The organism is Zoogloea sp. JDB1 (assembly GCF_056724025.1).
This window is the reverse complement of the sequence record NZ_CM161496.1, coordinates 4,630,651-4,652,500: the sequence shown is the minus strand read 5'-3', so window position 1 is coordinate 4,652,500 and position 21,850 is coordinate 4,630,651. Positions and strand designations below refer to the sequence as shown.

At 59.2% G+C, this 21,850-nt stretch carries 20 protein-coding genes, 2 rRNA genes and 1 pseudogene (1 of these 23 cut by a window edge); 17 read left to right on the top strand and 6 right to left on the bottom strand.

What is annotated here, in order from left to right; genetic code table 11:
• Together AC1PPK_RS21090 and rrf are read left to right on the top strand one after the other, a co-directional pair.
• Window positions 1-1,331 (top strand): 23S ribosomal RNA (locus tag AC1PPK_RS21090); it begins 1,551 nt to the left of the window's first position.
• Window positions 1,332-1,447: 116 nt separating this feature from the next.
• Window positions 1,448-1,560, top strand: a 5S ribosomal RNA gene (gene rrf, locus AC1PPK_RS21085).
• 564 nt (window positions 1,561-2,124) lie between these two features.
• On the opposite strand, the gene AC1PPK_RS21080 is transcribed toward rrf, so the two are convergent.
• Window positions 2,125-2,526, bottom strand: a complete 402-nt coding sequence (locus AC1PPK_RS21080; protein WP_481114961.1) for a transposase domain-containing protein — start codon at window positions 2,524-2,526, stop codon at window positions 2,125-2,127.
• Window positions 2,527-2,551: 25 nt separating this feature from the next.
• Window positions 2,552-2,734 carry an IS66 family insertion sequence element accessory protein TnpB gene (gene tnpB, locus AC1PPK_RS21075; RefSeq protein WP_481114960.1) on the bottom strand — a complete coding sequence of 61 codons (183 nt, stop codon included), beginning with the start codon at window positions 2,732-2,734 and terminating at the stop codon, window positions 2,552-2,554.
• Window positions 2,735-2,807: 73 nt separating this feature from the next.
• On the opposite strand from tnpB, the gene AC1PPK_RS21070 reads away from it, so the two are divergent.
• Window positions 2,808-4,363 (top strand): IS3 family transposase gene (locus AC1PPK_RS21070; protein ID WP_481113585.1). Its coding sequence is split into 2 segments (ribosomal slippage): window positions 2,808-3,237 and window positions 3,237-4,363, totalling 1,557 coding nucleotides; the frame shifts between segments, so codons are not numbered across the junction.
• A gap of 182 nt (window positions 4,364-4,545) precedes the next feature.
• Here the strand turns inward: AC1PPK_RS21070 and AC1PPK_RS21065 are convergent.
• The 4 genes and pseudogenes from AC1PPK_RS21065 to trxA all read right to left on the bottom strand — a co-directional run.
• Window positions 4,546-4,692 (bottom strand): annotated as a pseudogene (locus AC1PPK_RS21065) (transposase); the annotation flags it as partial.
• Window positions 4,693-4,782: 90 nt separating this feature from the next.
• Window positions 4,783-4,950 carry a hypothetical protein gene (locus tag AC1PPK_RS21060; protein ID WP_481118276.1) on the bottom strand — a complete coding sequence of 56 codons (168 nt, stop codon included), beginning with the start codon at window positions 4,948-4,950 and terminating at the stop codon, window positions 4,783-4,785.
• 71 nt (window positions 4,951-5,021) lie between these two features.
• The gene (rho, locus tag AC1PPK_RS21055; RefSeq protein WP_481114959.1) at window positions 5,022-6,281 is read right to left on the bottom strand and encodes a transcription termination factor Rho; all 1,260 of its coding nucleotides are present in this window, start codon (window positions 6,279-6,281) and stop codon (window positions 5,022-5,024) included.
• Window positions 6,282-6,445: 164 nt separating this feature from the next.
• Window positions 6,446-6,772 carry a thioredoxin TrxA gene (gene trxA, locus AC1PPK_RS21050; RefSeq protein WP_481114958.1) on the bottom strand — a complete coding sequence of 109 codons (327 nt, stop codon included), beginning with the start codon at window positions 6,770-6,772 and terminating at the stop codon, window positions 6,446-6,448.
• Between the two features lie 347 nt (window positions 6,773-7,119).
• Here trxA and fdxA point away from each other — a divergent pair, with 347 nt between their 5' ends.
• The 14 genes from fdxA (at window position 7,120) to AC1PPK_RS20980 (ending at window position 21,827) form a co-directional block, all read left to right on the top strand.
• The gene (gene fdxA / locus AC1PPK_RS21045; RefSeq protein WP_481114957.1) at window positions 7,120-7,443 is read left to right on the top strand and encodes a ferredoxin FdxA; all 324 of its coding nucleotides are present in this window, start codon (window positions 7,120-7,122) and stop codon (window positions 7,441-7,443) included.
• Window positions 7,444-7,604: 161 nt separating this feature from the next.
• The gene (locus tag AC1PPK_RS21040) at window positions 7,605-8,054 is read left to right on the top strand and encodes a CBS domain-containing protein (protein ID WP_481114956.1); all 450 of its coding nucleotides are present in this window, start codon (window positions 7,605-7,607) and stop codon (window positions 8,052-8,054) included.
• A gap of 230 nt (window positions 8,055-8,284) precedes the next feature.
• A complete protein-coding gene (locus tag AC1PPK_RS21035; RefSeq protein ID WP_481114955.1) occupies window positions 8,285-9,961 on the top strand; it encodes a long-chain-fatty-acid--CoA ligase in 1,677 nt (558 codons plus the stop codon).
• A 273-nt stretch (window positions 9,962-10,234) separates the two neighbouring features.
• Complete coding sequence (gene ilvB, locus AC1PPK_RS21030) at window positions 10,235-11,899, top strand: acetolactate synthase large subunit (protein WP_481114954.1); 1,665 nt, start codon at window positions 10,235-10,237, stop codon at window positions 11,897-11,899.
• Between the two features lie 19 nt (window positions 11,900-11,918).
• Window positions 11,919-12,254 (top strand): acetolactate synthase small subunit, encoded by a 336-nt coding sequence (gene ilvN / locus AC1PPK_RS21025; RefSeq protein WP_481114953.1) that lies wholly within the window; start codon window positions 11,919-11,921, stop codon window positions 12,252-12,254.
• A gap of 98 nt (window positions 12,255-12,352) precedes the next feature.
• Window positions 12,353-13,492, top strand: coding sequence for a chorismate synthase (gene aroC / locus AC1PPK_RS21020; RefSeq protein WP_481114952.1), 1,140 nt, complete (start codon window positions 12,353-12,355; stop codon window positions 13,490-13,492).
• 133 nt (window positions 13,493-13,625) lie between these two features.
• Window positions 13,626-14,777 (top strand): MFS transporter, encoded by a 1,152-nt coding sequence (locus AC1PPK_RS21015; RefSeq protein ID WP_481114951.1) that lies wholly within the window; start codon window positions 13,626-13,628, stop codon window positions 14,775-14,777.
• Window positions 14,778-14,833: 56 nt separating this feature from the next.
• Window positions 14,834-15,649, top strand: coding sequence for a M48 family metallopeptidase (locus tag AC1PPK_RS21010; RefSeq protein WP_481114950.1), 816 nt, complete (start codon window positions 14,834-14,836; stop codon window positions 15,647-15,649).
• A gap of 34 nt (window positions 15,650-15,683) precedes the next feature.
• Window positions 15,684-17,093, top strand: coding sequence for a 3-isopropylmalate dehydratase large subunit (gene leuC, locus AC1PPK_RS21005; protein WP_481114949.1), 1,410 nt, complete (start codon window positions 15,684-15,686; stop codon window positions 17,091-17,093).
• Window positions 17,094-17,113: 20 nt separating this feature from the next.
• Window positions 17,114-17,239, top strand: coding sequence for an entericidin A/B family lipoprotein (locus AC1PPK_RS21000; protein WP_481114948.1), 126 nt, complete (start codon window positions 17,114-17,116; stop codon window positions 17,237-17,239).
• Window positions 17,239-17,877: a 3-isopropylmalate dehydratase small subunit gene (gene leuD, locus AC1PPK_RS20995; RefSeq protein WP_481114947.1), complete on the top strand. Its 639-nt coding sequence runs from the start codon at window positions 17,239-17,241 to the stop codon at window positions 17,875-17,877. The genes AC1PPK_RS21000 and leuD overlap by 1 nt, the downstream gene beginning before the upstream one ends.
• A 45-nt stretch (window positions 17,878-17,922) precedes the next feature.
• A complete protein-coding gene (leuB, locus tag AC1PPK_RS20990) occupies window positions 17,923-18,984 on the top strand; it encodes a 3-isopropylmalate dehydrogenase (RefSeq protein ID WP_481118250.1) in 1,062 nt (353 codons plus the stop codon).
• Window positions 18,985-19,021: 37 nt separating this feature from the next.
• On the top strand, window positions 19,022-20,146 hold the full coding sequence (gene asd / locus AC1PPK_RS20985; protein ID WP_481114946.1) for an aspartate-semialdehyde dehydrogenase: 1,125 nt from the start codon (window positions 19,022-19,024) through the stop codon (window positions 20,144-20,146).
• 238 nt (window positions 20,147-20,384) lie between these two features.
• Window positions 20,385-21,827 (top strand): type IV pilus assembly protein FimV, encoded by a 1,443-nt coding sequence (locus tag AC1PPK_RS20980; RefSeq protein WP_481114945.1) that lies wholly within the window; start codon window positions 20,385-20,387, stop codon window positions 21,825-21,827.
• Window positions 21,828-21,850: the final 23 nt, after the last annotated feature.

The window sequence follows — 21,850 nt, the reverse complement described above, 5'->3', positions numbered from 1 at the left end:
TCCAGGAAAAGCCTCTAAGCTTCAGTCATAGAGTGACCGTACCGCAAACCGACACAGGTGGGCAGGTAGAAGATACTAAGGCGCTTGAGAGAACTCAGGAGAAGGAACTCGGCAAATTGATACCGTAACTTCGGGAGAAGGTATGCCTCGGTAGCTTGTAGGAGTACATCCGAAGGGCGAAGAGGCCGCAGAGAATCGGTGGCTGCGACTGTTTATTAAAAACACAGCACTCTGCAAACACGAAAGTGGACGTATAGGGTGTGACGCCTGCCCGGTGCCGGAAGGTTAAGTGATGGGGTGCAAGCTCTTGATCGAAGCCCCGGTAAACGGCGGCCGTAACTATAACGGTCCTAAGGTAGCGAAATTCCTTGTCGGGTAAGTTCCGACCTGCACGAATGGCGTAACGATGGCCACACTGTCTCCTCCTGAGACTCAGCGAAGTTGAAGTGTTTGTGAAGATGCAATCTCCCCGCGGCTAGACGGAAAGACCCCATGAACCTTTACTGTAGCTTTGCATTGGACTTTGACGGGACTTGTGTAGGATAGGTGGGAGGCGATGAGACTGGGACGCTAGTTCCAGAGGAGCCGTCCTTGAAATACCACCCTGGTGTCGTTGAGGTTCTAACCTAGGTCTGTGAATCCAGATCGGGGACCGTGCATGGTAGGCAGTTTGACTGGGGCGGTCTCCTCCCAAAAGGTAACGGAGGAGTACGAAGGTCACCTAGGTACGGTCGGACATCGTACTGATAGTGCAATGGCAAAAGGTGGCTTGACTGCGAGACCGACAAGTCGAGCAGGTGCGAAAGCAGGTCATAGTGATCCGGTGGTTCTGTATGGAAGGGCCATCGCTCAACGGATAAAAGGTACTCTGGGGATAACAGGCTGATTCCGCCCAAGAGTTCACATCGACGGCGGAGTTTGGCACCTCGATGTCGGCTCATCACATCCTGGGGCTGTAGCCGGTCCCAAGGGTATGGCTGTTCGCCATTTAAAGTGGTACGTGAGCTGGGTTTAAAACGTCGTGAGACAGTTTGGTCCCTATCTGCCGTGGGCGCTGGATATTTGAGGGGGCCTGCTCCTAGTACGAGAGGACCGGAGTGGACGGATCTCTGGTGTACCGGTTGTGACGCCAGTCGCATCGCCGGGTAGCTAAATCCGGAAGAGATAACCGCTGAAAGCATCTAAGCGGGAAACTCGCCTCAAGATGAGATATCCCTGGGAACTCGATTCCCCTGAAGGGTCGTTGAAGACCACGACGTTGATAGGCTGGGTGTGGAAGCGCAGTAATGCGTTAAGCTAACCAGTACTAATTGCCCGTGAGGCTTGATCCTATAACCTTGCAAAATGCAAGGCGAACACCGCGCAAAGCGCAGTCACATACCCCAAAGAACACTTCTTCCCTTTGACGCTTCGACCGCGAAAACGCGGCAAGCGGTACAAGTTATAGTCTGACGACCATAGCGTCTTGGAACCACCCCTTCCCATCCCGAACAGGACCGTGAAACAAGACCGCGCCGATGATAGTGCACAACCGTGCGTGAAAGTAGGTCATCGTCAGACTTACCCATCAAAGCCCCCGCGCACTACTGCGCGGGGGCTTTATGTTTTTAAAGCTCCGAAACAAAGCACCCTCAAAGAAAAAACATCTCCTCCGTAAGCGTAAGCCCCCGGCCATCCCATCTTCCGCCAGACCCGTAGCTCGCTAAACACGTCATCAGCGGTTCACTTGCGTTCGTCTCCTTGAACCCTACCTGACGGAGTCTCGCTCCGCCGTTTCCAGCAACGCTCACCACGGGCGCTCTTAACGCCCGCAGCTTGTGGCGGTTTGAAGCCTGCTCCTGCAAGCCGACTTCGAGGGGCCTACCCTCATCTTTGGTAAAGCATCGCTTCCACCTCAACAACGGTGGTTGCGTTCGTAGCACACGATGATCCTGATACTTGGCCACCAGCACTTGGGCGAGCAGCCCGGTGGTGGGAATGCCTTTGTCGATCACATGGGCCGGCACCGGGGCCTGGATGAGTGTCTCGCAGTGGGTGCAGACCCACTTGCCACGGATGTGGCGGAGGGCGCTGAAGGTGCCGGGGGGTAGTCGAACTTCTCCGCCACGTCCTCGCCGATGCGTTTCACATCGGGCAGCCACAGGTGCAGAAGGTGGAGTCCGGTTCGTGATGGATCTCGGTGCGAGGCAGTTCGGGCGGCAGCGGCTTGCGCTTGGCCTGGCCCTTGGCCGCAGAGGGTTTGCCGGAGAGCTGCTCGAGCTCTTCGGTCATCGCGGTAAGGTCCCCTTCGACCGTCTCCTCGAACAGTTGGGCCTGCTCCGCTGACAGGCGCTCGGTCTTTACGCCGAAGCGCCAACGCTTGTGCAGCGCCAGTTCGTGCGTGAGCTGGTCGATCTTGCTCTGGCGCCAAGTGAGCTCCCGATCCTGCGCGATGAGCAGGCTGCGCAGGGCGTCGGCGTCCAGTTCGTGGAGATTGGTGGGGAGAGCCATGCGCAGATCATGCCGCCGGCGCAGCGCCACAGCCATCGGGGCAACTCCGGATGGTGGACCGTCAAATCATCCGAATTACGCCGTCATCCCCGAGCTGCTGCCAGGGCAGACCGAGCACCAGGGCGTCGAACTGGGCCTGGGATAGGGTTAGGGAACCCTTTCCCTCCGCCCAGCGGAAGCGCCCCTGATTGAGCCGACGACAGGCGAGCCAGATCCCCTGGCCATCGTGGATCAGCACCTTCATCCGGGCCCCCCGCGTCAGAATAGTTGTCGCCTCGATAGAATCCTAAATTCGGGGGCGATGATGAGAGAACGACGTGGCGCGATACGGACAGGAATTCAAGGATAGGGCGGTGGCGAGATTGTTGCCGCCGGAGAGCGCGACGGTGGAGGCCGTTGCGCGTGAGATCGGCGTGGGCGTAGCGACGCTGGAGCGTTGGCGCAGTGATGCGCTGTCCAGGCCCGCTCGCGAGCGGGCCTGGACAGCGGCGGCCCGGTTCGAGGCGGTGCTCACCACCGCGGCCCTCGATGAGACGGCCCGGAATGCCTGGTGCCGGGAGCACGGGGTTTATCCGCAGGATCTAGCCCAATGGCGTCAGGCAGCCACGCAAGCCTTGGCAACACCCGAGGAGGCCCGTGCCAGTCCCTTGCAGACCAAGCAGGATCGGCGTCGCATCAAGGAGCTCGAGCGGGAATTGCGCCGCAAGGAGAAGGCCCTGGCGGAGGCGGCAGCCCTGCTGGTGCTTTCAAAAAAGCTCGAGGCGATCTTTCCGAAGGACAGGGACGAGGACGCATGATCGGCCTGGAAGATCGCCGGATGAAGGTCCGGAACATTGAAGCCGCCCAGCACGCCGGGGCGCGTCTTGACGCGGCCTGCAAGGTGGCGGGCATCACGCTGCGGACCTTGCAGCGCTGGAAACGTGAGGACGGCCTCGTGCGCGGGGACCTCAGACCGGCAACGCTGCGCCCCCGGCCTGCCCACGCCCTCACCGAGGCGGAGCGGCATGCGCTCTTGCAGGTAGCCAACGACGCCCGCTTTGCCGACCTGCCGCCAGCGCGCATCGTTCCGATGCTGGCCGACGAAGGCGTCTATCTGGCCAGCGAATCGACCTTCCACCGCCTCCTGCGCGAAGCGGGCCAGACGACGCATCGGGGGCGTGCCAAAGCCCCCGCAGCCTCTCGCCCACCGAGCACCCACATCGCCACCGCACCGCGCCAGGTGTGGTGCTGGGACATGACCTATCTGCCGGCCACGGTAGCCGGGCGCTGGTTCCATCTGTATCTGATCCTGGATCTCTACAGCCGCAAGATCGTCGGCTGGGAAGTGCACGGCACCGACGCCGCCGAACATGCCGCCCATCTGGTGCGTCGCACGGCGCTGGCTGAAGGGATCGCCGCCCTGGCGGACAAGCCCATCCTGCACGGCGACAACGGCGCGACGCTCAAGGCCACCACGGTGCTGGCGATGCTCCACTGGCTGGGTATCAAGCCTTCCTACTCGCGGCCCCGGGTCAGCGATGACAATGCTTACGCCGAAGCGCTGTTCCGCACGGCCAAGTACCGACCCGAGTTTCCGGCAAGGGGATTCGAGGATCTGGAAGCCGCCCGATCCTGGGCCAGCGGTTTCGTGCAGTGGTACAACGTCGAGCATCGCCACAGCGGCATCCGCTACGTGAGCCCGGCCCAGCGCCATGCGGGCGAGGATCACGCGATCCTGGCGGCGCGTCACGCACTCTATGCCCAGGCCCGAGCGCGCCATCCTGCGCGCTGGACGGGCAACACCCGGGACTGGTCACCCATCACCGTGGTGACTCTCAATCCCGAGCGAGACGTAGTTGTTGCCATGGGGAATAAACAGCAAAGAGCTGCATGAATCAGGCGACAACTAGCTTGACGCGCGCCGCGGGTGCCCCGTCGGTTGGCGAAGAGGTAGGCGTGATGCGGGCGCGCTTCGCCGAAGACCTGTACCACCTGCGCGAGAATCGTGTCCATGCCGGCCCGCATGTCGAGCGGAGCACAGGACAACTCGGGCGGCTCGATGCTCCGCTCGCGCATCCAGCGTCGCAGCTGATTGGCGTTGATGCCGTTGGCCAGCGCCACCCCGGCGACCGACGCGCCGGGTTCGCCGCAGGCTTTGATCAGGGACTGCTTGAACTCCTCGGAGTGGGTGCGACGGATACGGCGAGGCTTCGTGACGTTCATGTAAGTGTCCGCTTCTATTGGCTAGTGGACACTATGTTTAGCGAGCTAAGGGGCTGGCGGAAGATGGGATGGGGCAGAGGACGAGGTGGCTCACTCTGACCAGCGCAGATTGTAGCCGGCCGCACACAGCACCGGGTGCAATACATCCCCTTCGGAGCCCTTCAGCCAGTTCCGCCGTAGGCCGCAGTCGTCTTTCAGGTGTCCGATCACCGGTTCGACGCTCTTGGTCAGGTCGATTCCAACTGTCGAAATCTTCATTCGAAAAAAACGCCGCTTTGGGGCGGCGCCTTTCCTCTATCTTCTGCTGAATGGGTTCTGGGGCTTATATATCAGCCGCGACGCATTGCATCAAAGAACTCATTGTTATTTTTTGTGGCCTTGATTTTATCGAGAAGGAATTCCATTGCATCAATGTCGTCCATCCCATAAAGCAACTTGCGGAGCACCCAGACCTTCTGAAGTACGTCGGCCTTGAGAAGAAGTTCTTCTCGGCGGGTGCCAGAGCGGTTAACGTTAATTGCCGGATAAACCCGTTTTTCAGCCATCCGGCGATCCAGATGGATCTCCATATTGCCGGTGCCTTTGAATTCCTCGTAGATGACATCATCCATTCGGCTGCCGGTATCAATAAGAGCCGTTGCGATAATTGTCAAAGAGCCACCCTCTTCGATATTCCGGGCTGCGCCGAAGAAGCGTTTGGGTTTTTGCAGTGCGTTTGCGTCTACGCCGCCAGTCAAAACCTTGCCAGAGGCAGGGACGACTGTATTGTAGGCTCGCGCCAAACGCGTCAGGGAGTCAAGAAGAATAACGACGTCCTTTTTGTGTTCTACCAGGCGCTTCGCCTTTTCGATCACCATTTCAGCCACTTGTACATGCCGAATAGCGGGTTCGTCAAAGGTTGACGCAACAACTTCACCCTTCACTGAGCGTTGCATTTCAGTGACTTCTTCAGGGCGTTCATCAATGAGAAGTACGATTACAACGACGTCTGGGTGATTTGACGTGATCGAGTGAGCGATGTGTTGGAGCATCACCGTCTTGCCGCTCTTCGGGGGAGCGACTAGGAGTCCTCGCTGCCCTTTGCCGATAGGGGAGATCATGTCAATCACCCGAGAGGTGATGTTCTCTTCACCACGGATATCCCGTTCCAGTTTCAGGCACTGGTTAGGATGAAGGGGGGTCAAATTCTCGAAAAGAATCTTGTGCTTTGATGCCTCGGGAGGCTCAAAGTTTACTTTGTTGACCTTAACCAGTGCGAAGTATCGTTCGCCATCCTTCGGCGTGCGAATTTCGCCTTCGACTGTATCTCCTGTATGGAGATTGAAGCGCCGAATTTGGCTTGGAGAAACATAGATGTCGTCGGTCCCCGCCAAGTACGATGTATCCGGCGATCGCAGAAAACCAAAGCCATCGGGCAAGACTTCCATGACTCCATCACCGTAGATAGGTTCGCCCTTCTTGGCACGGTTCTTGAGTAGCGCAAAGACAAGTTCTTGTTTGCGCAGGCGATTGGCACCTTCAATTTCGTTGGCGATTGCCATCTCAAGCAATTGACCAACATGGAGGGACTTCAGCTCCGAGAGTTGCATGGCGGGCGGCGGTGAGGGGGTAGAGAAGTGAATGACGTGGAGCGCGACAGAGTTGTCGCGATTTTGCGCAGGGGCAGGATACCTGAACTGCATCTAGCTGCCTGTGCTGCCACTTTTTAGGACAGTCCAGACCGCTACGAAGAATTTCCTTAACTTAACCCGATTTACAGGTTGCTGTCAATGAAAGCAGTCAGTTGAGACTTTGACAGTGCGCCAACCTTGGTTGCTTCGATGTTGCCGCCCTTGAAGAGCATGAGCGTAGGAATTCCCCGGATGCCATATTTGGTCGGAGTTTCCTGATTTTCATCAATGTTCAGCTTCGCGACCTTGAGCTTCCCAACATACTCTTGGGCCACTTCGTCGAGGATGGGAGCGATCATCTTGCATGGGCCGCACCATTCTGCCCAGTAATCCACAAGCACGGGGCTGGTGGATTGGAGGACTTCCGCTTCGAAGTTTGTATCTGTGACGTAGTGGATATGTTCGCTCATGATCCTCACGCATTCAGGGGGGCGTTGCGAGGGAGGAGGTATTGAGTTGTTCGATGCAGCCCAATCCACGCAACAAGACAGGATGGTTGGCGGGATGCTAGCGAATCTTGATCGGCAAGAAAAGCATTTTTCTCCCCTGTTCGGCTAAAAATTATGGTAGCGGTAGTAGTGTGGCTAGCGTCCCATGTGCTGGATCGTACCTCTCCAGACGACAGAGAGCGCGTACGCCGGGCGCTCCCGCAGTGGCGAATGGGGTATATTTCAGTACTTGAACTATTTACGACGAAGCTGGTTTTCGTGACCGCATCTGCGAGCCGCCAGCTCCAAGACATACAGGAGTACGCCCCATGACTTATGTTGTTACCGAAAACTGCATCCGTTGCAAGTACACCGACTGTGTTGATGTTTGTCCGGTGGATTGTTTTCGAGAGGGGCCGAACTTCCTCGTGATCGATCCGGAGGAGTGTATCGACTGCACATTGTGCGTGGCTGAGTGCCCGGCTGAAGCTATTTTTGCTGAGGATGATGTCCCTGCCGGCCAGCAGGGATTCATCGCTCTTAACGCCGAATTGGCTGCTCAGTGGACGCCGATCGTGGAGCGCAAGGATCCTCCGGCCGACGCTGACCAGTGGCGTGGCGTGGTGGATAAGTTGAAATTCCTGGAGCGCTGAAGCCGGAAGGACTGAGCCGAAAATAGACAGTTCCTGGTGTGTGAGCCGCGTATAAGGGAAGGCCCTGATATCTGGGGACTTTTCGCTGCCTCCGCAATCGAATACTATCGGATGAAATAATCATCTTTAGGCGCGTCGGCGCCACTCATAGGAACGGAAAAATGCTGGTCAGTGAAATTCTCGCGATCAAAGGCAAGGTCCTTTTCACCATAGCACCAAACAAGGCGCTCTCCGAAGCGGTTGCTATTATGACGGAGCAGGATGTCGGGTCTTTGGTTGTGTTTGACAAAGGGCGTATGGCTGGTCTGTTGACCTTCAGGGAAGTTTTGCTCGGCACCCAGAAGGCGGGTGCTGCATGGCAGGATCTTTCTGTGGCAGACGCAATGCTGACAACTCCAGTCGTAGCTGCGCCCAATATGGAAATGGATGAGTTGCGTCGACAAATGGTCGAGCACCATCAGCGCTATCTTCCTGTTATGGACGATGCGGTTCTTCTTGGTGTGGTTTCTTTCCACGATGTGGCCAAGGCGGTGCTTGAGGAGCAGAGTTTTGAGAATCGGATGCTTAAGAACTACATTCGGAACTGGCCTGCTGAGGAAGATCAGGTGTGATTTGAAGTAATAACTGCACTGCAGGCCTATGTTGCGGTTGGCGTGCAGGGCGGGGGGGGGCTGATACTGCAAGGTGTGCCACACGAGAAGGGCGCCGTCAAAAAAAGCGGTATGTTGGGAGCTGATCCTCGCATGATGGATTAAGGCGCTCGTAAAGGTTGGCGCCGGCGGTAAGGCGATACCTTGTCTGCCGGTTTCCCTCTAGTGCGACCAATGGCAGAGGAGACCACATGGATAAGCTCTGGCTGAAGAGCTACCCCGATGGTGTACCTGCGGAGATTGATCCGGCGGAATTTTCTTCCCTTGTTGATTTATTTGACAAGAGCGTCCGTGCTTTCGGCGCACATGTCGCGTATGTCTGCATGGGTAAGGCCATGGGCTACGCCGAGCTGGATGCGAAATCCCGTGACTTTGCGGCTTATCTGCAAGGTACGTTGGGCCTCGGCAAGGGGGCTCGGGTTGCGCTCATGATGCCGAACTGCCTTCAGTACCCCGTTGCTATGTTTGGGATTTTGCGTGCGGGCGGTACTGTGGTGAACGTCAATCCCTTATATACGGCGCGAGAGTTGGAGCATCAACTGCGTGATGCCGAGTGTGAGGCCATTGTCATCGTCGAGAACTTTGCGCACATCCTTCAGGATGTGATCGAGCACACTGCTGTGCGTCATGTCGTTGTGACGGGGTTGGGTGACCTGCTGGGCTTTCCGAAATCTGCACTTGTGAACTTTGTTATTCGCCATGTGCGAAAAATGGTTCCCGCGTGGGATTTGCCAGGGTGCAAGAGATTTCGCGTGGCATTGGATCTGGGACACCGCTGCGAGTTTAAGCCTGTCGCTATTGGTCACGATGACCTTGCTTATCTGCAGTACACGGGAGGCACGACTGGCGTTGCAAAGGGTGCCATGCTAACGCATGGAAATATCGTTGCGAATTTGCAGCAGGCCCATGCGTGGATAAGCCCTTATGTGAAGATTGCTTCAGAGGTCATCATCACCGCTCTGCCGCTTTATCACATTTTTTCACTTACCGCGAACTGCCTGACTTTCTTCAAGATCGGCGCAACAAACGTACTCATTACAAACCCGAGGGATATCCCGGGGTTCGTTGTGGAACTGGGGCGCCATCGCTTCACGGTGATCACCGGGGTCAATACCTTGTTCAACGCCTTACTGAACGATCCTGGGTTCTCCCATCTTGATTTCTCTTCATTGAAAATTGCGCTGGGCGGTGGAATGGCTGTTCAACAGGGGGTGGCAGACCGTTGGAGGAAAGTGACTGGCAAGCCTTTGGCCGAGGCTTACGGTTTGACTGAAACGTCTCCTGCGGTCTGTATCAACCCCCTCGATTTGCCCGAATTCAATCACTCCATCGGACTTCCGATCTCGTCCACGATCATTAGTCTGCGTGATGATGACGGGAGGGAGGTCGCATCAGGGGAGGCGGGGGAGTTGTGCGTGAAGGGGCCGCAGGTGATGAAGGGCTATTACAAGCGCCCCGAGGACACGGCCAAGGTTTTTACGCATGACGGTTTTTTGCGAACCGGCGATGTGGCGACCATTGATGCCGATGGTTTCGTTCGCATTGTTGATCGCAAGAAGGACATGATCCTTGTGTCGGGCTTCAACGTTTATCCAAATGAGGTCGAAGACGTGGTTGCAAGTCACCCTGGTGTGCTGGAGGTCGCGGCGCTTGGTGTTCCTGATGAGCACTCCGGCGAGGCGGTCAAGATCTTCGTTGTGCGCAAAGATCCAAAATTGACCGCAGGGGCCTTGATCGATCACTGTCGTGCGGGATTGACCGGGTATAAGGTACCCCGATTCGTGGAGTTTCGTGAGTCCTTGCCCAAGAGTAACGTGGGAAAGATCCTGCGCCGCGTCCTGCGGGACTCTGGACAGGCGGCGAAGTGATTTGACAAAAAAGAGCTTGTGTTTGCGGCAGGAACTGAAGAATAATTGTAGAGTAGTCTTGTATATGACCTTATGAACCTGATTGCCCGCTCCCTTCCTGTCGACGTAGTTGTAGTACGCGTAGTAAGCGTAGGTGTGCGCGCGTCGTAAGGGTCCGTAGGTAATCAGTAAAGAATTTTCAGACCCCCGCCGGCGCGCAACCGGCGGGGGTTTTGTTTTTTGTCCCCCGGCCCGGAACGTTGTACGGCTCCCAAAGCCTCAAGGAGATTTTTGATGATGCAAATGACTGGAGCAGACCTGATCGTGAAGCTGCTCGAACGGCAGGGTATCAGCACTATCGCGGGTGTTCCTGGCGGTGCAGCCCTGCCGATGTATGACGCGCTTTCCAAGAGCGAGAAGATTCACCACGTGCTGTGTCGTCACGAGCAAGGTGCGGGCTTCATCGCCCAGGGTATGGCGCGCGTATCCGGCCGTCCGGAAGTGTGTCTGGCCTCTAGCGGCCCAGGAGCGACCAACCTCATCACGGCGATCGCTGATGCCAAGTTGGACTCCATCCCCATCATCGCGCTGACCGGCCAAGTACCCTTGTCGATGATCGGTACGGATGCCTTCCAGGAGGTGGATACCTACGGGCTCACGATTCCCATCACCAAGCACAATTTCCTGGTTCGTTCCGCTAAGGAGTTGCTGACTGCAATCCCGGCCGCCTTCCGTATCGCGATGTCCGACCGGCCTGGCCCTGTTCTGGTGGATGTGCCCAAGGATGTGCAGAACCAGATCGTGAGCTTCGAGGAATATCCCGATGTGGTGGTGCCCGATGCTGCGCCCAGCTTCGACATCGGCGCGATCGAAGAGATTGCGAAGATGATCGAGGGGGCCGAGCGCCCCGTGCTTTACCTCGGCGGTGGTGTGATCCACTCCGGCGCGTCGAAGCTCGCGGTGACGCTGGCGGAGCAGGCGTCCCTGCCGACCACGATGACGCTGATGGCGCTGGGCGCCATGCCGATGGATCATCCGTTGTCGGTCGGGATGCTCGGCATGCATGGCGCGCGTTACACCAACTATGTCCTCGAAGAGGCCGATCTGCTGATCTGTGTCGGCGCCCGTTTCGATGACCGTGCTATCGGCAAGACCGCCGAGTTTTGTCCGAACGCCAAGATCATCCATATCGACATCGATCGTTCGGAGCTGCACAAGGTCAAGACTGCGCATGTGGCGATTGCCGGTGATGTGGGGCAGGTGCTGTCCGAACTGCTGCCGCGCGTGAAGCCCCAGTTGCGCAAGCGTTGGTTGTCCCACGTGGAGAGCCTGAAGGGGCGCTTCCCGCTGGCCATGCCCGGTGTGGATAATCCCCGTTCGCCGTATGGCCTCATCCATGCGGTTGCCAGCTGTCTGGACGATAGTGCCATCATCACCAGCGACGTGGGCCAGCACCAGATGTGGGTTGCGCAGGCCTATCCGTTCCGCCGCGCCCGCCAGTGGCTCAACTCCGGCGGCCTCGGCACCATGGGCTTCGGCTTCCCGGCTGCGATCGGTGCGGCTTTGGCGGAGCCCGAGCGTACGGTGGTCTGCTTTTCCGGTGATGGCAGCCTGAAGATGAACATTCAGGAGATGGCGACTGCGGCTCAGGAGAACGCCAATGTGAAGATCGTGCTGTTCAACAACCAGTCCCTGGGGTTGGTGCATCAGCAGCAGAATCTTTTCTATGGCAAGCGCATCATGGCGTCCCGCTACGAGCGTCCCACCGACTTCCTGAAGATCGCTGAGGGTTTTGGCATGCGTGCCGTCGATCTGGATCCGGCGCCCAATCCCCGTGCCGTGTTGGCCGAGGCGCTCAATACGCCGGGACCCTGCCTGATCCACGCAACCATCGACCCGAACGAATTCGTTTACCCCATGGTGCCGCCGGGCGCCGCCAACTCCGAGATGATCGGCTGAGCCCGCAGGAGAGAACACTATGTCCGAACAAAACACCAATCTTTCCGAGTACATTCCCGATGTGCCCGAACATACGGGCTTCAAGAAGGTTGTTCTTGAGTTGGGTGTGGCCAATCACCCAGGGGTGATGAGCCACATCTGTGGTTTGTTTGCCCGGCGGGCCTTCAACGTGGAAGGCATCCTGTGCATGCCGGTCGGCTCTGGCGAGACTAGCCGCATCTGGCTGTTGATTTTCGAGGATGAGCGTCTCGAGAAGATGATTCGCCAAGTCGAGAAGCTCGAGGACGTCCTCTACGTGAAGCAGCATGATGGCGAACACCCGGTGTTCGGCTGTCTGGACGAGTTCTTCAAGTAACACGTTCTTCACACGCCACCGGCCTCGTGCCGGTGGCGTGCTAGACTCCGCCGCCTTGCTTGCCTAGTCTTCAATCTCCTGTCTCCGCGAGTCTTTCCATGTCCGGTAATACCCTTGGCACGCTCTTCAGCGTCACTTCCTTCGGTGAATCCCATGGCCCCGCCATCGGCTGCGTGGTGGATGGCTGTCCGCCGGGATTGAAGGTCTGCGAGGCCGACATCCAGGCCGAGCTGGATCGGCGCAAGCCGGGTACGTCCCGGCACGTGACCCAGCGCCGGGAGCCGGACGAGGTCGAGATCCTGTCGGGGGTCTTCGAGGGTGTTACGACCGGTACGCCCATCGCATTGCTGATTCGCAACCAGGATCAGCGCTCCAAGGACTACGGCAACATCGCGGAGAGTTTTCGTCCGGGGCATGCCGACTACGCTTACTGGCAGAAGTACGGCATTCGCGATTACCGCGGCGGCGGCCGTTCGTCGGCCCGCGAAACCGCGGTGCGCGTGGCGGCTGGAGCGATTGCGCGCAAGTGGCTGCAGGAGCGCTATGGCGTGGTGATTCAGGGCTACATGTCACAGCTCGGCCCTGTCGACATTCCCTTCGTGTCGTGGGACGAGGTGGATGGCAACGCGTTTTTTGCACCGAATCAGGCCATCGTTCCGCAACTCGAAAGCTACATGGATGATCTGCGCAAGTCCGGAGACTCTGTCGGTGCGCGGATCAATGTCGTAGCGACCGGCCTGCCGGTTGGCTGGGGCGAGCCCGTGTTTGATCGTCTCGATGCCGACATCGCTTACGCGATGATGAGCATCAACGCGGTGAAGGGCGTGGAGATCGGTGCCGGTTTTGCCAGCGTCGCCCAACTGGGGACGCAGCACTCGGACGAAATGTCGCCGGAAGGCTTCCTGTCGAACAACGCCGGTGGTGTGCTGGGTGGGATATCTACTGGGCAGGACATCCTGGTCAGCATGGCCATCAAGCCCACGTCCAGTACCCGTCTTGATCGCCACTCCATCAATAAGGCCGGGGAACCAGTTGTAGTGAATACCCACGGTCGCCATGATCCGTGCGTCGGCATTCGCGCCACGCCCATCGCAGAGGCCATGCTGGCGATCGTGCTGATGGATCATGCCTTGCGTCATCGTGCCCAGAATGCCGATGTGGAGTGCTCCACGCCAAAGGTGGCCGGGCTGGCGCCGGCTGGCAAGCAGGCCGTGCCGTCTCCCCGTCCGAAGGCTTGATCGCGTTCAGCTTTGCGCCTGGAGGACAGGCGTGGAGTTCCTTGCCTGCACGGGTGAGGTTCTGGCAGATGGAAGGAGCGCTTTCGGGCGCTCTTTTTCTTGGTAGTGACCGGGGTTGCCCCCAATATCTCTGATGATTCCCTACTGGCGCCTGTCGGGTTATTACTTCTTCTACTTTGCCTTTGTCGGCGCTTTTTCACCGTACTTTGGCCTTTATCTGCAGTCGGTCGGTAGCTCGGCGGCCGAGATTGCAGTGCTGATGTCCCTGATGTCGGTCATGCGGACGCTTGCGCCGACCTTGTGGGGGTGGCTGGCCGATCGATTTGGCACGCGTGCGCCTATCGTCCGTCTGTCGGCGGTGCTATCCGTGCTGGGTTTCTCCGGTTTTCTGCTCAGCAATGCATATGGGGTGCTCTTTGTGAGCATGGCCTTCCTGGCTTTCTTCTGGAGCGCCGCCTTACCGCTGGTGGAAACCTTGACCTTTGCGCATCTGGAAGGGAGGGCCAGTCGCTATGGCAGCATCCGGGTGTGGGGGTCCGTCGGTTTCGTACTGGCTGTGCTCGGGTTGGGTTATCTGCTTGATGAAATGCCGATCAGGAACTTGTTGTGGGTGACGCTGGCCATCCTTGCAGGCATCCTGGCGTGTGCCCTGGCGATCCCTGAAGTCCGCAAGGCACGGGAGACGGTGGCGCCCGCTTCTCTGGGGAGCATTCTCCGTCGCCCAGAGGTGAGGGCACTGCTGACGGCCTGTTTTTTCATGTCGGCCGCCCATGGAGCCTTGTATGTCTTCTACTCGCTGCATCTCGTTGCTCATGGATACAGCAAGACCTTCGTCGGCTGGATGTGGACCCTTGGGGTGCTGGCCGAGATCCTGGTTTTCATGGGTATGCCCCAATTGCTGAAAGCGTTTTCCCTGCGTAATTTGCTTCTCTTCAGTTTTGCTGCTGCAGTCTTCCGTTTCGTGATGATCGGTTGGGGAGCTGATTCCTTGGTCGTGCTGGCGCTGGCACAGTTGCTGCACGGCGCAACCTTCGGCTCTTATCATGCAGCGGCCGTTGCCGCCGTCAATCGCTGGTTTGGCGCGCAGCACCAGGCGCGAGGGCAGGCTCTGTATGGGAGTATTTCCTTTGGTGCCGGCGGGGTGCTTGGGGGGCTGATCAGCGGTTATACGTGGGAACTCGTCGGCGCCGGATGGACTTATACCCTCGCTTCGGTATTCGCATTGATGGGTCTGGTAGCCCTTAGTCGCGGCTGGCGGGATCGTTTGGCCGTCGAGACTGTCTGAAATCAACTGAACAGGATGTCGGGAGCAGGATGAGAGCTGGGTTCGAATGGTGGCGCATGCTGGGCACGGCGCTGCTGGCGGTGAGCGGCCTGGTGGCCTGTCAGTCCGTGCAGACGACGCAGTCCGGTGCTGTCGGCGTAGAGCGTCGGCAGATGATGATGGTTTCTTCCAAGGAGATGGAGCAGGCTTCCGCCCAGAGTTACCAGAAGATTATCGCAGAGGCTGCTCAGAAAAATGCGCTGAACCGGGATCGGGACGAGGTTGAGCGGGTGCGTGCGGTGGCCCGTCGCCTGATTCCGATGACGGGGATTTTCCGTCCCGATGCGCCCGGTTGGAGGTGGGAAGTGAATGTGTTGAGCTCGAAAGAGCTCAACGCGTGGTGCATGGCTGGTGGAAAGATCGCCTTCTACAGCGGAATCCTCGAGCGCCTGGATCTGACCGATGACGAGATTGCCGCGATCATGGGGCATGAAATTTCCCATGCGTTACGTGAGCACGCGCGGGAGCGGGCCTCTCAGGCGATGGTGACCAATATCGGCGTCAATGTGCTTGGCGCAGCTCTCGGCGTGGGCCGGGGAGGAACAGACTTGATCGGCAGCGCGGCGAAGCTCAGTTTCGAACTGCCCAACAGCCGCGAGCATGAGACCGAGGCTGACCGTATGGGTGTTGAACTGGCTGCGCGGGCAGGTTATGACCCGCGGGCTGCCATCAGTCTCTGGCAGAAAATGGCCAAGGTCTCCAACGGTACCCAGCCCCAGTGGCTATCGACCCACCCGTCCAATGAAACCCGCCAGCGTGACCTGACGGAGTACGCCGCTCGTGTGATGCCCCTTTACGAGCAAGCTACTCAGCGCGCAAGGCCTGTGAAATAATTAAAGTTTTTCCGCCCTCAGCTCTACTTCGCCCATGCAAGCGCAAACGCTTTACGAAAAATTGTGGTCGAGCCACGTGGTGCACGTCGAGGATGACGGCACGGCGTTGATCTACATCGACCGTCACCTGGTTCATGAAGTCACCAGCCCGCAGGCCTTCGAAGGCCTCAAGCTGGCCGGGCGCAAGCCATGGCGCGTGAACTCCATCGTTGCGACGGCCGACCACAACACGCCGACCGATCACTGGGAAATGGGCATTCAGGACCCGGTGTCCCGTCAGCAGGTTGAAACCCTGGACAGCAACATCCGTGAAGTCGGCGCGCTGGCCTACTTCCCGTTCAAGGACGAGCGCCAGGGCATCGTGCACGTGATCGGACCCGAGAATGGCGCGACGCTGCCCGGTATGACCGTCGTGTGCGGCGATTCGCACACTTCGACTCACGGCGCGTTTGCCTGTCTGGCCCATGGCATCGGTACGTCCGAAGTCGAACACGTGATGGCCACCCAGTGCCTGCTGCAGAAGAAGTCCAAGACGATGCTCGTGCGGGTCGACGGCATGCTTGGCGCGGGCGTGACCGCCAAGGATGTGGTCCTGGCCATCATCGGTCGTATCGGCACCGCCGGCGGTACCGGCTATGCCATCGAGTTCGGCGGCAGCGCGATCCGCAGCCTGACGATGGAAGGCCGCATGACCGTCTGCAACATGGCGATCGAAGCAGGGGCCCGCGCTGGCTTGGTGGCGGTGGACGAGCAGACCATCGCCTATCTGAAGGATCGTCCGTTCTCGCCACGCGGCGACGTGTGGGATCGCGCCGTAGAGTACTGGCGCACTCTGCACTCTGATGACGGCGCCCATTTCGACGCAGTCGTTGCACTCGATGCTGCGCAGATCAAGCCGCAGGTGACCTGGGGTACTTCGCCCGAGATGGTCGCGCCGATCGACGGAATCGTGCCCGACCCGGTTCTCGAAAAGGATCCGGTGAAGCGTGAGGGCATGGAGCGTGCGCTGCAGTACATGGGCCTCACGCCGCGGACGCCGATCAAGAACATCGCCATCGACAAAGTTTTCATTGGCTCCTGTACCAATTCGCGCATCGAGGATCTGCGCGCCGCTGCTTATGTCGCGCGCGGTCGCCGCAAGGCCGATAACGTCAAGCAGGTGCTGGTGGTGCCGGGCTCGGGTCTTGTCAAGCGTCAGGCCGAGGCCGAAGGGCTTGACAAGATCTTCATCGCCGCAGGTTTCGAGTGGCGTGAGCCGGGGTGCTCCATGTGCCTGGCCATGAATGCGGATCGGCTGGAGCCGGGCGAGCGGTGTGCGTCCACGTCCAACCGTAACTTCGAAGGGCGTCAGGGCGCCGGTGGTCGTACCCATCTGGTGAGCCCCGCCATGGCGACTGCTGCGGCGATCGCCGGGCATTTCGCTGATGTTCGCGAACTGGCCTGAGCGTCCGGAGAGATTGCGCTATGCGTAAATTCACCGCATTGCTCGGTGCATTGGTCGTCGTGCTGCTGAGCGGCTGCAATACCGTTCAGGGCATTGGCAAGGATATTGAAAAGGGTGGCGAAGCCATCCAGAAGGCGGTCAAGTAATGAATCCCTTCCGTAAACTCGATGGCCTCGTGGCGCCGATGGATCGCGCCAACGTGGATACCGATGCCATCATTCCGAAGCAGTTCCTGAAGTCGATCAAGCGTAGCGGCTTCGGTCCCAACCTGTTCGACGAGTGGCGTTACCTGGATGTCGGCCAGCCTGGCCAGGATTGTTCCACGCGTCCCAGGAATCCAGACTTCGTACTCAATCAGCAGCGTTACCAAGGAGCGCAAATCCTGCTTGCCCGTGACAACTTCGGCTGCGGCAGCTCACGCGAGCACGCACCGTGGGCGCTGGAGGATTTCGGTTTCCGCGTGATCCTTGCGCCGAGCTTCGCCGACATCTTCTACAACAATTGCTTCAAGAACGGCCTGCTGCCGATCAAACTGGCGGCGTCGGAAATGGACGCGCTGTTTGCCCAGTGTCAGGGGACCGCCGGCTATCGCCTGATGGTGGATCTGGAAGCCCGGACGATCACCCGCCCTGACGGCAAGGTCATCCCCTTCGAAGTGGATGCCTTCCGCCGAGAGTGCCTGCTCAACGGATGGGATGATATCGGCCTCACGCTGCGGCACGCCGACAAGATCCAGGAGTTCGAAGCGCGTCGGCGCATTGACCAACCCTGGCTGTTTGCCTGATCGGCGCCTGGCGCCCCTGTAACGAATTCGATTTAGAAAATGACGATCAAGATTTGTGTTTTGCCCGGTGATGGCATCGGTCCCGAAATTATGGAACAGGCCCTGCGCGTGCTTGAGGCGGTGCGCGGCGACGGTTTCGACTTTGTGGCATCGACGGCCCTGATCGGCGGCTGTGCCGTCGATGCCACCGGCACGCCGTACCCTGAGGCAACCAGCAAGCTGGCCAAGGAAGCTGACGCGATCCTGCTGGGCGCCGTGGGCGGCCCGCAGTGGGACTCCCTGCCGCGTGAGCAGCGTCCCGAGCGTGGCCTGCTGGCCATCCGCAAGGAGCTCAACCTGTTCGCCAACCTGCGTCCGGCTATCCTCTATCCGGAGCTGGCCAACGCCTCCACGCTGAAGCCTGAAGTGGTGTCCGGTCTGGACATCCTGATCGTCCGCGAACTGACCGGCGATATCTATTTTGGCCAGCCCCGCGGCATCCGCGAGGAAAACGGCGAGCGCGTGGGCTTCAATACTATGGTGTATGCGGAGTCCGAAATCCGCCGTATCGGCAAGGTGGCCTTCGAGGCCGCCCGCAAGCGCGGCAAGAAACTGTGCTCGGTCGACAAGATGAACGTCCTGGAGTGCACCCAGCTGTGGCGTGACGTGATGATTGAGCTGTCAGCCGATTATCCTGACGTCGAGCTGTCCCACATGCTCGTGGATAACGCCGCGATGCAGCTCGTGCGCGCACCGAAGCAGTTCGACGTGATGGTGACCGGCAACATGTTTGGCGACATCCTGTCGGATGAGGCCTCGATGCTGACCGGCTCTATCGGCATGCTGCCGTCGGCCTCCCTTGATGCCAACAATAAAGGCCTCTATGAGCCAAGTCATGGTTCTGCCCCGGATATCGCCGGCAAGGGGCTGGCCAACCCGCTGGCAACCATTCTGTCGGCGGCGATGATGCTGCGCTATACCTTCAACCTGGAAGCGCACGCTGCCCGCATCGAAACCGCCGTGAAGAAGGTGCTGGCTGCTGGTTATCGCACTGGTGATATCTATGAGGCGGGCACCCGTCGCGTGGGCACCAAGGAGATGGGCGACGCCGTGATCGCGTCCCTCTGAGCACAAGAAGACAATTCAAGCCTGATTGGGGATCAATATGAAAAGAGTAGGTCTGGTTGGCTGGCGCGGGATGGTCGGTTCCGTGCTCATGCAGCGCATGCGTGAGGAAAACGACTTTGCGTTGATCGAGCCAGTGTTCTTCACCACGTCCAACCCGGGCGGCAAGGCACCGAGTTTTGGCAAGGAAGCGCCCCCGCTGAAGGATGCGAAGAACATTGATGAGCTGAAGGCGCTCGACATCATCATCACCTGCCAGGGCGGTGATTATACCAACGAGGTGTATCCGAAGCTGCGCGAGGCGGGCTGGAATGGTCACTGGATCGATGCCGCGTCGTCCCTGCGCATGGATCCCCGTGCAGTGATCATTCTTGATCCGGTGAACCAGAACGTCATCAAGGACTCCCTGGTCAAGGGCGGTCGCGACTGGATCGGCGGCAACTGTACCGTGTCCCTGATGCTGATGGCTCTGGGCGGCCTGTTCCAACGTGACCTCGTCGAGTGGGCGACCTCCATGACCTATCAGGCTGCCTCCGGCGCGGGTGCGCAGAACATGCGTGAGCTGCTGAGCCAGATGGGCGAGCTGAATCGTTCGGTCAAGGAATTGCTGGATGATCCGGCCTCTGCGATCCTCGACATCGACCGCGAAGTGGCCGGCACGATGCGTGACGACGCCTTCCCGGCTTCCAACTTCGGCGTGCCGCTGGCTGGTTCCCTGATTCCGTGGATCGACAAGGATCTGGGTAACGGCCAGTCCAAGGAAGAGTGGAAGGGGGGCGTCGAGACCAACAAGATCCTCGGCCGTGGCGAAGGTTTCGGGACGCCGGTTGTGCCCATCGACGGCCTTTGCGTGCGTATCGGTGCGATGCGCTGCCACAGCCAGGCTTTGACGCTGAAGCTGAAGAAGGATCTCCCGATCGATGAGATCGAAGGCATGCTGGCTAGCGCCAATGACTGGGTCAAGGTCGTTCCGAACAAGCGTGAAGAGTCTGTGCGCGATCTGACTCCGACCGCTGTGACCGGCACCTTGACTGTCCCTGTCGGCCGCCTGCGCAAGCTGGCGATGGGCGGGGAGTACCTGTCGGCCTTCACCGTTGGTGACCAGCTCCTGTGGGGTGCCGCGGAGCCGCTGCGGCGCATGTTGCGCATCCTGCTCGAGGACTGATACCTCGCCGTACCGTTGTTTGAATGCCGTTCCGCGCTAGCTGAACGGCATTTTCTTTTTGTGTTGGATGCTGTGTTGGACAAGCGGCTTGGTTGTCGAGACGGAAAGGGCTGTAGTGTGCTGAGTTTGCAATATGCATGCCGGGCTTGAGGTGGAAACTTCAAAAACGGCTTGAACTTGCCACTCCAAACCCATGATGTTATGTTCATCAATAACTTGATTCTGATGATCAGCCTTCGTGCATAAGAACTCTGTGAATAGCCGGCTCAAGCTCACCCTGCTCGCTGCGTCAATCGGCGCAGTCTCTCTCGGTGCCAACGCGGCAGGTCTGGGGCGGATCACCGTCCTGAGTGGGCTGGGGCAGCCCTTGCGGGCCGAGGTGGAGGTCGCAGCTACCCCCGAAGAACTCCAGAACATGACGGCGCGTCTGGCGTCAGCGGAGGCTTTCCGGCAGGCCGGTGTCGATTACGCGCCGTCAATCAATGGTCTGCGTATGACCATCGAACGGCGGACTGGTGGTGCCGTTGTCAAGGTCTCCAGCGACCGGCCGATCAACGAGCCGTTCGTCGATATGCTGGTCGAGTTGAACTGGGCGGCTGGACGACTTATCCGCGAATACACATTCCTTTTGGATCCGCCCGATACCGGGGCAGGGCGCCATGCGGCTCCAGTGGCCGCTCCGGAGATTCGTTCGGATTTCGGTGCGCGTCGTGCAGAAGCTCCCGCCGCAGTGCGCCATCCGGCGTCGACTACGCGTGCAGTGCGGGAAAATGGCGGTGCAGGCAAGACCTATCTCGTCAAGCCGGGAGATACGCTTCACGCGATTGCGGCTGAAAATCGACCGGATGGTGTTTCTATGGAGCAGATGCTTGCCGCGTTGTTCCAAGGGAACCGTTCTGCCTTTGATGCCAATGATGTGAATCGGCTGCAAGCCGGCAAGATCCTGCGCATCCCTGATGCAGAGACTGTTCGGCAGGCTGGTGGTGGCGAGCGTAGCCAGATCGTCGGCAAATCTTCCGACTTTGGACGCTATCGGCAGAAGCTGGCTGAGCAGGCCGTCAACGCGCCAGCGAAGGAAGCCCCGGCGCGTCAGGGAAGTGGCGGCCGGATTGGAGCCAAGATTGATGACCGGGCGGCGGTGTCGGCCGGCTCGACGGATCAGTTGAAGGTCTCAAAGAGCGATGAAGGACGGGCTGGCGGGCTTGGTGGAGACAAATCAGGGGCTCGGCTACAGGCTCTGGAAGAAGATATCGTTTCCCGCGATAAGGCGCTGAAAGAGGCGAACAATCGACTCGCCGATCTTGAAAAGAGCATCAAGGAGCTTCAGCGGCTTGTCGAGTTGAAGAGTCAGGGGTTGGCGCAAACGGCTGAGCAAGCGAAGCCGGCTGCCCCGGCAGCGTCTGCTGAACCGCCGGTTGCTGCTCCGGCGAACCCGGCGGGCGCTACGGTTGACACTCTGCCCGTTGCGAAGGCGCCGGAGCCCGTTCCCGAGCCTGAGTCCAAGCCGGCTCAGCAGGTGCCGCCGCCTGCTCCTCAACCTGCCTCGCCTCCGCCGAAGCCTGCCGAAGTCACTCCGCCTCAGGTTGCTCCGCCCGAAGATCTTTCCCTGCTCTTGGGGGGGGGAGGAATTTTGGCGCTGCTGTTGGGCTGGGGGGGGGTACAAGGTTTACCAGCGTCGTAAGGCACAGGCCGCTCCAAGCACGA

Coding starts and splice junctions, on each gene's coding strand:
- tnpB (WP_481114960.1), bottom strand. CDS start 2,734: ATGAAGGTGCTGATCCACGATGGCCAGGGGATCTGGCTCGCCTGTCGT.
- ilvB (WP_481114954.1), top strand. CDS start 10,235: ATGATGCAAATGACTGGAGCAGACCTGATCGTGAAGCTGCTCGAACGG.
- AC1PPK_RS21035 (WP_481114955.1), top strand. CDS start 8,285: ATGGATAAGCTCTGGCTGAAGAGCTACCCCGATGGTGTACCTGCGGAG.
- aroC (WP_481114952.1), top strand. CDS start 12,353: ATGTCCGGTAATACCCTTGGCACGCTCTTCAGCGTCACTTCCTTCGGT.
- AC1PPK_RS21060 (WP_481118276.1), bottom strand. CDS start 4,950: ATGAAGATTTCGACAGTTGGAATCGACCTGACCAAGAGCGTCGAACCG.
- asd (WP_481114946.1), top strand. CDS start 19,022: ATGAAAAGAGTAGGTCTGGTTGGCTGGCGCGGGATGGTCGGTTCCGTG.
- fdxA (WP_481114957.1), top strand. CDS start 7,120: ATGACTTATGTTGTTACCGAAAACTGCATCCGTTGCAAGTACACCGAC.
- leuD (WP_481114947.1), top strand. CDS start 17,239: ATGAATCCCTTCCGTAAACTCGATGGCCTCGTGGCGCCGATGGATCGC.
- rho (WP_481114959.1), bottom strand. CDS start 6,281: ATGCAACTCTCGGAGCTGAAGTCCCTCCATGTTGGTCAATTGCTTGAG.
- ilvN (WP_481114953.1), top strand. CDS start 11,919: ATGTCCGAACAAAACACCAATCTTTCCGAGTACATTCCCGATGTGCCC.
- leuC (WP_481114949.1), top strand. CDS start 15,684: ATGCAAGCGCAAACGCTTTACGAAAAATTGTGGTCGAGCCACGTGGTG.
- AC1PPK_RS21040 (WP_481114956.1), top strand. CDS start 7,605: ATGCTGGTCAGTGAAATTCTCGCGATCAAAGGCAAGGTCCTTTTCACC.
- AC1PPK_RS21080 (WP_481114961.1), bottom strand. CDS start 2,526: ATGGCTGTGGCGCTGCGCCGGCGGCATGATCTGCGCATGGCTCTCCCC.
- AC1PPK_RS21015 (WP_481114951.1), top strand. CDS start 13,626: ATGATTCCCTACTGGCGCCTGTCGGGTTATTACTTCTTCTACTTTGCC.
- AC1PPK_RS21010 (WP_481114950.1), top strand. CDS start 14,834: ATGCTGGGCACGGCGCTGCTGGCGGTGAGCGGCCTGGTGGCCTGTCAG.
- AC1PPK_RS21000 (WP_481114948.1), top strand. CDS start 17,114: ATGCGTAAATTCACCGCATTGCTCGGTGCATTGGTCGTCGTGCTGCTG.
- trxA (WP_481114958.1), bottom strand. CDS start 6,772: ATGAGCGAACATATCCACTACGTCACAGATACAAACTTCGAAGCGGAA.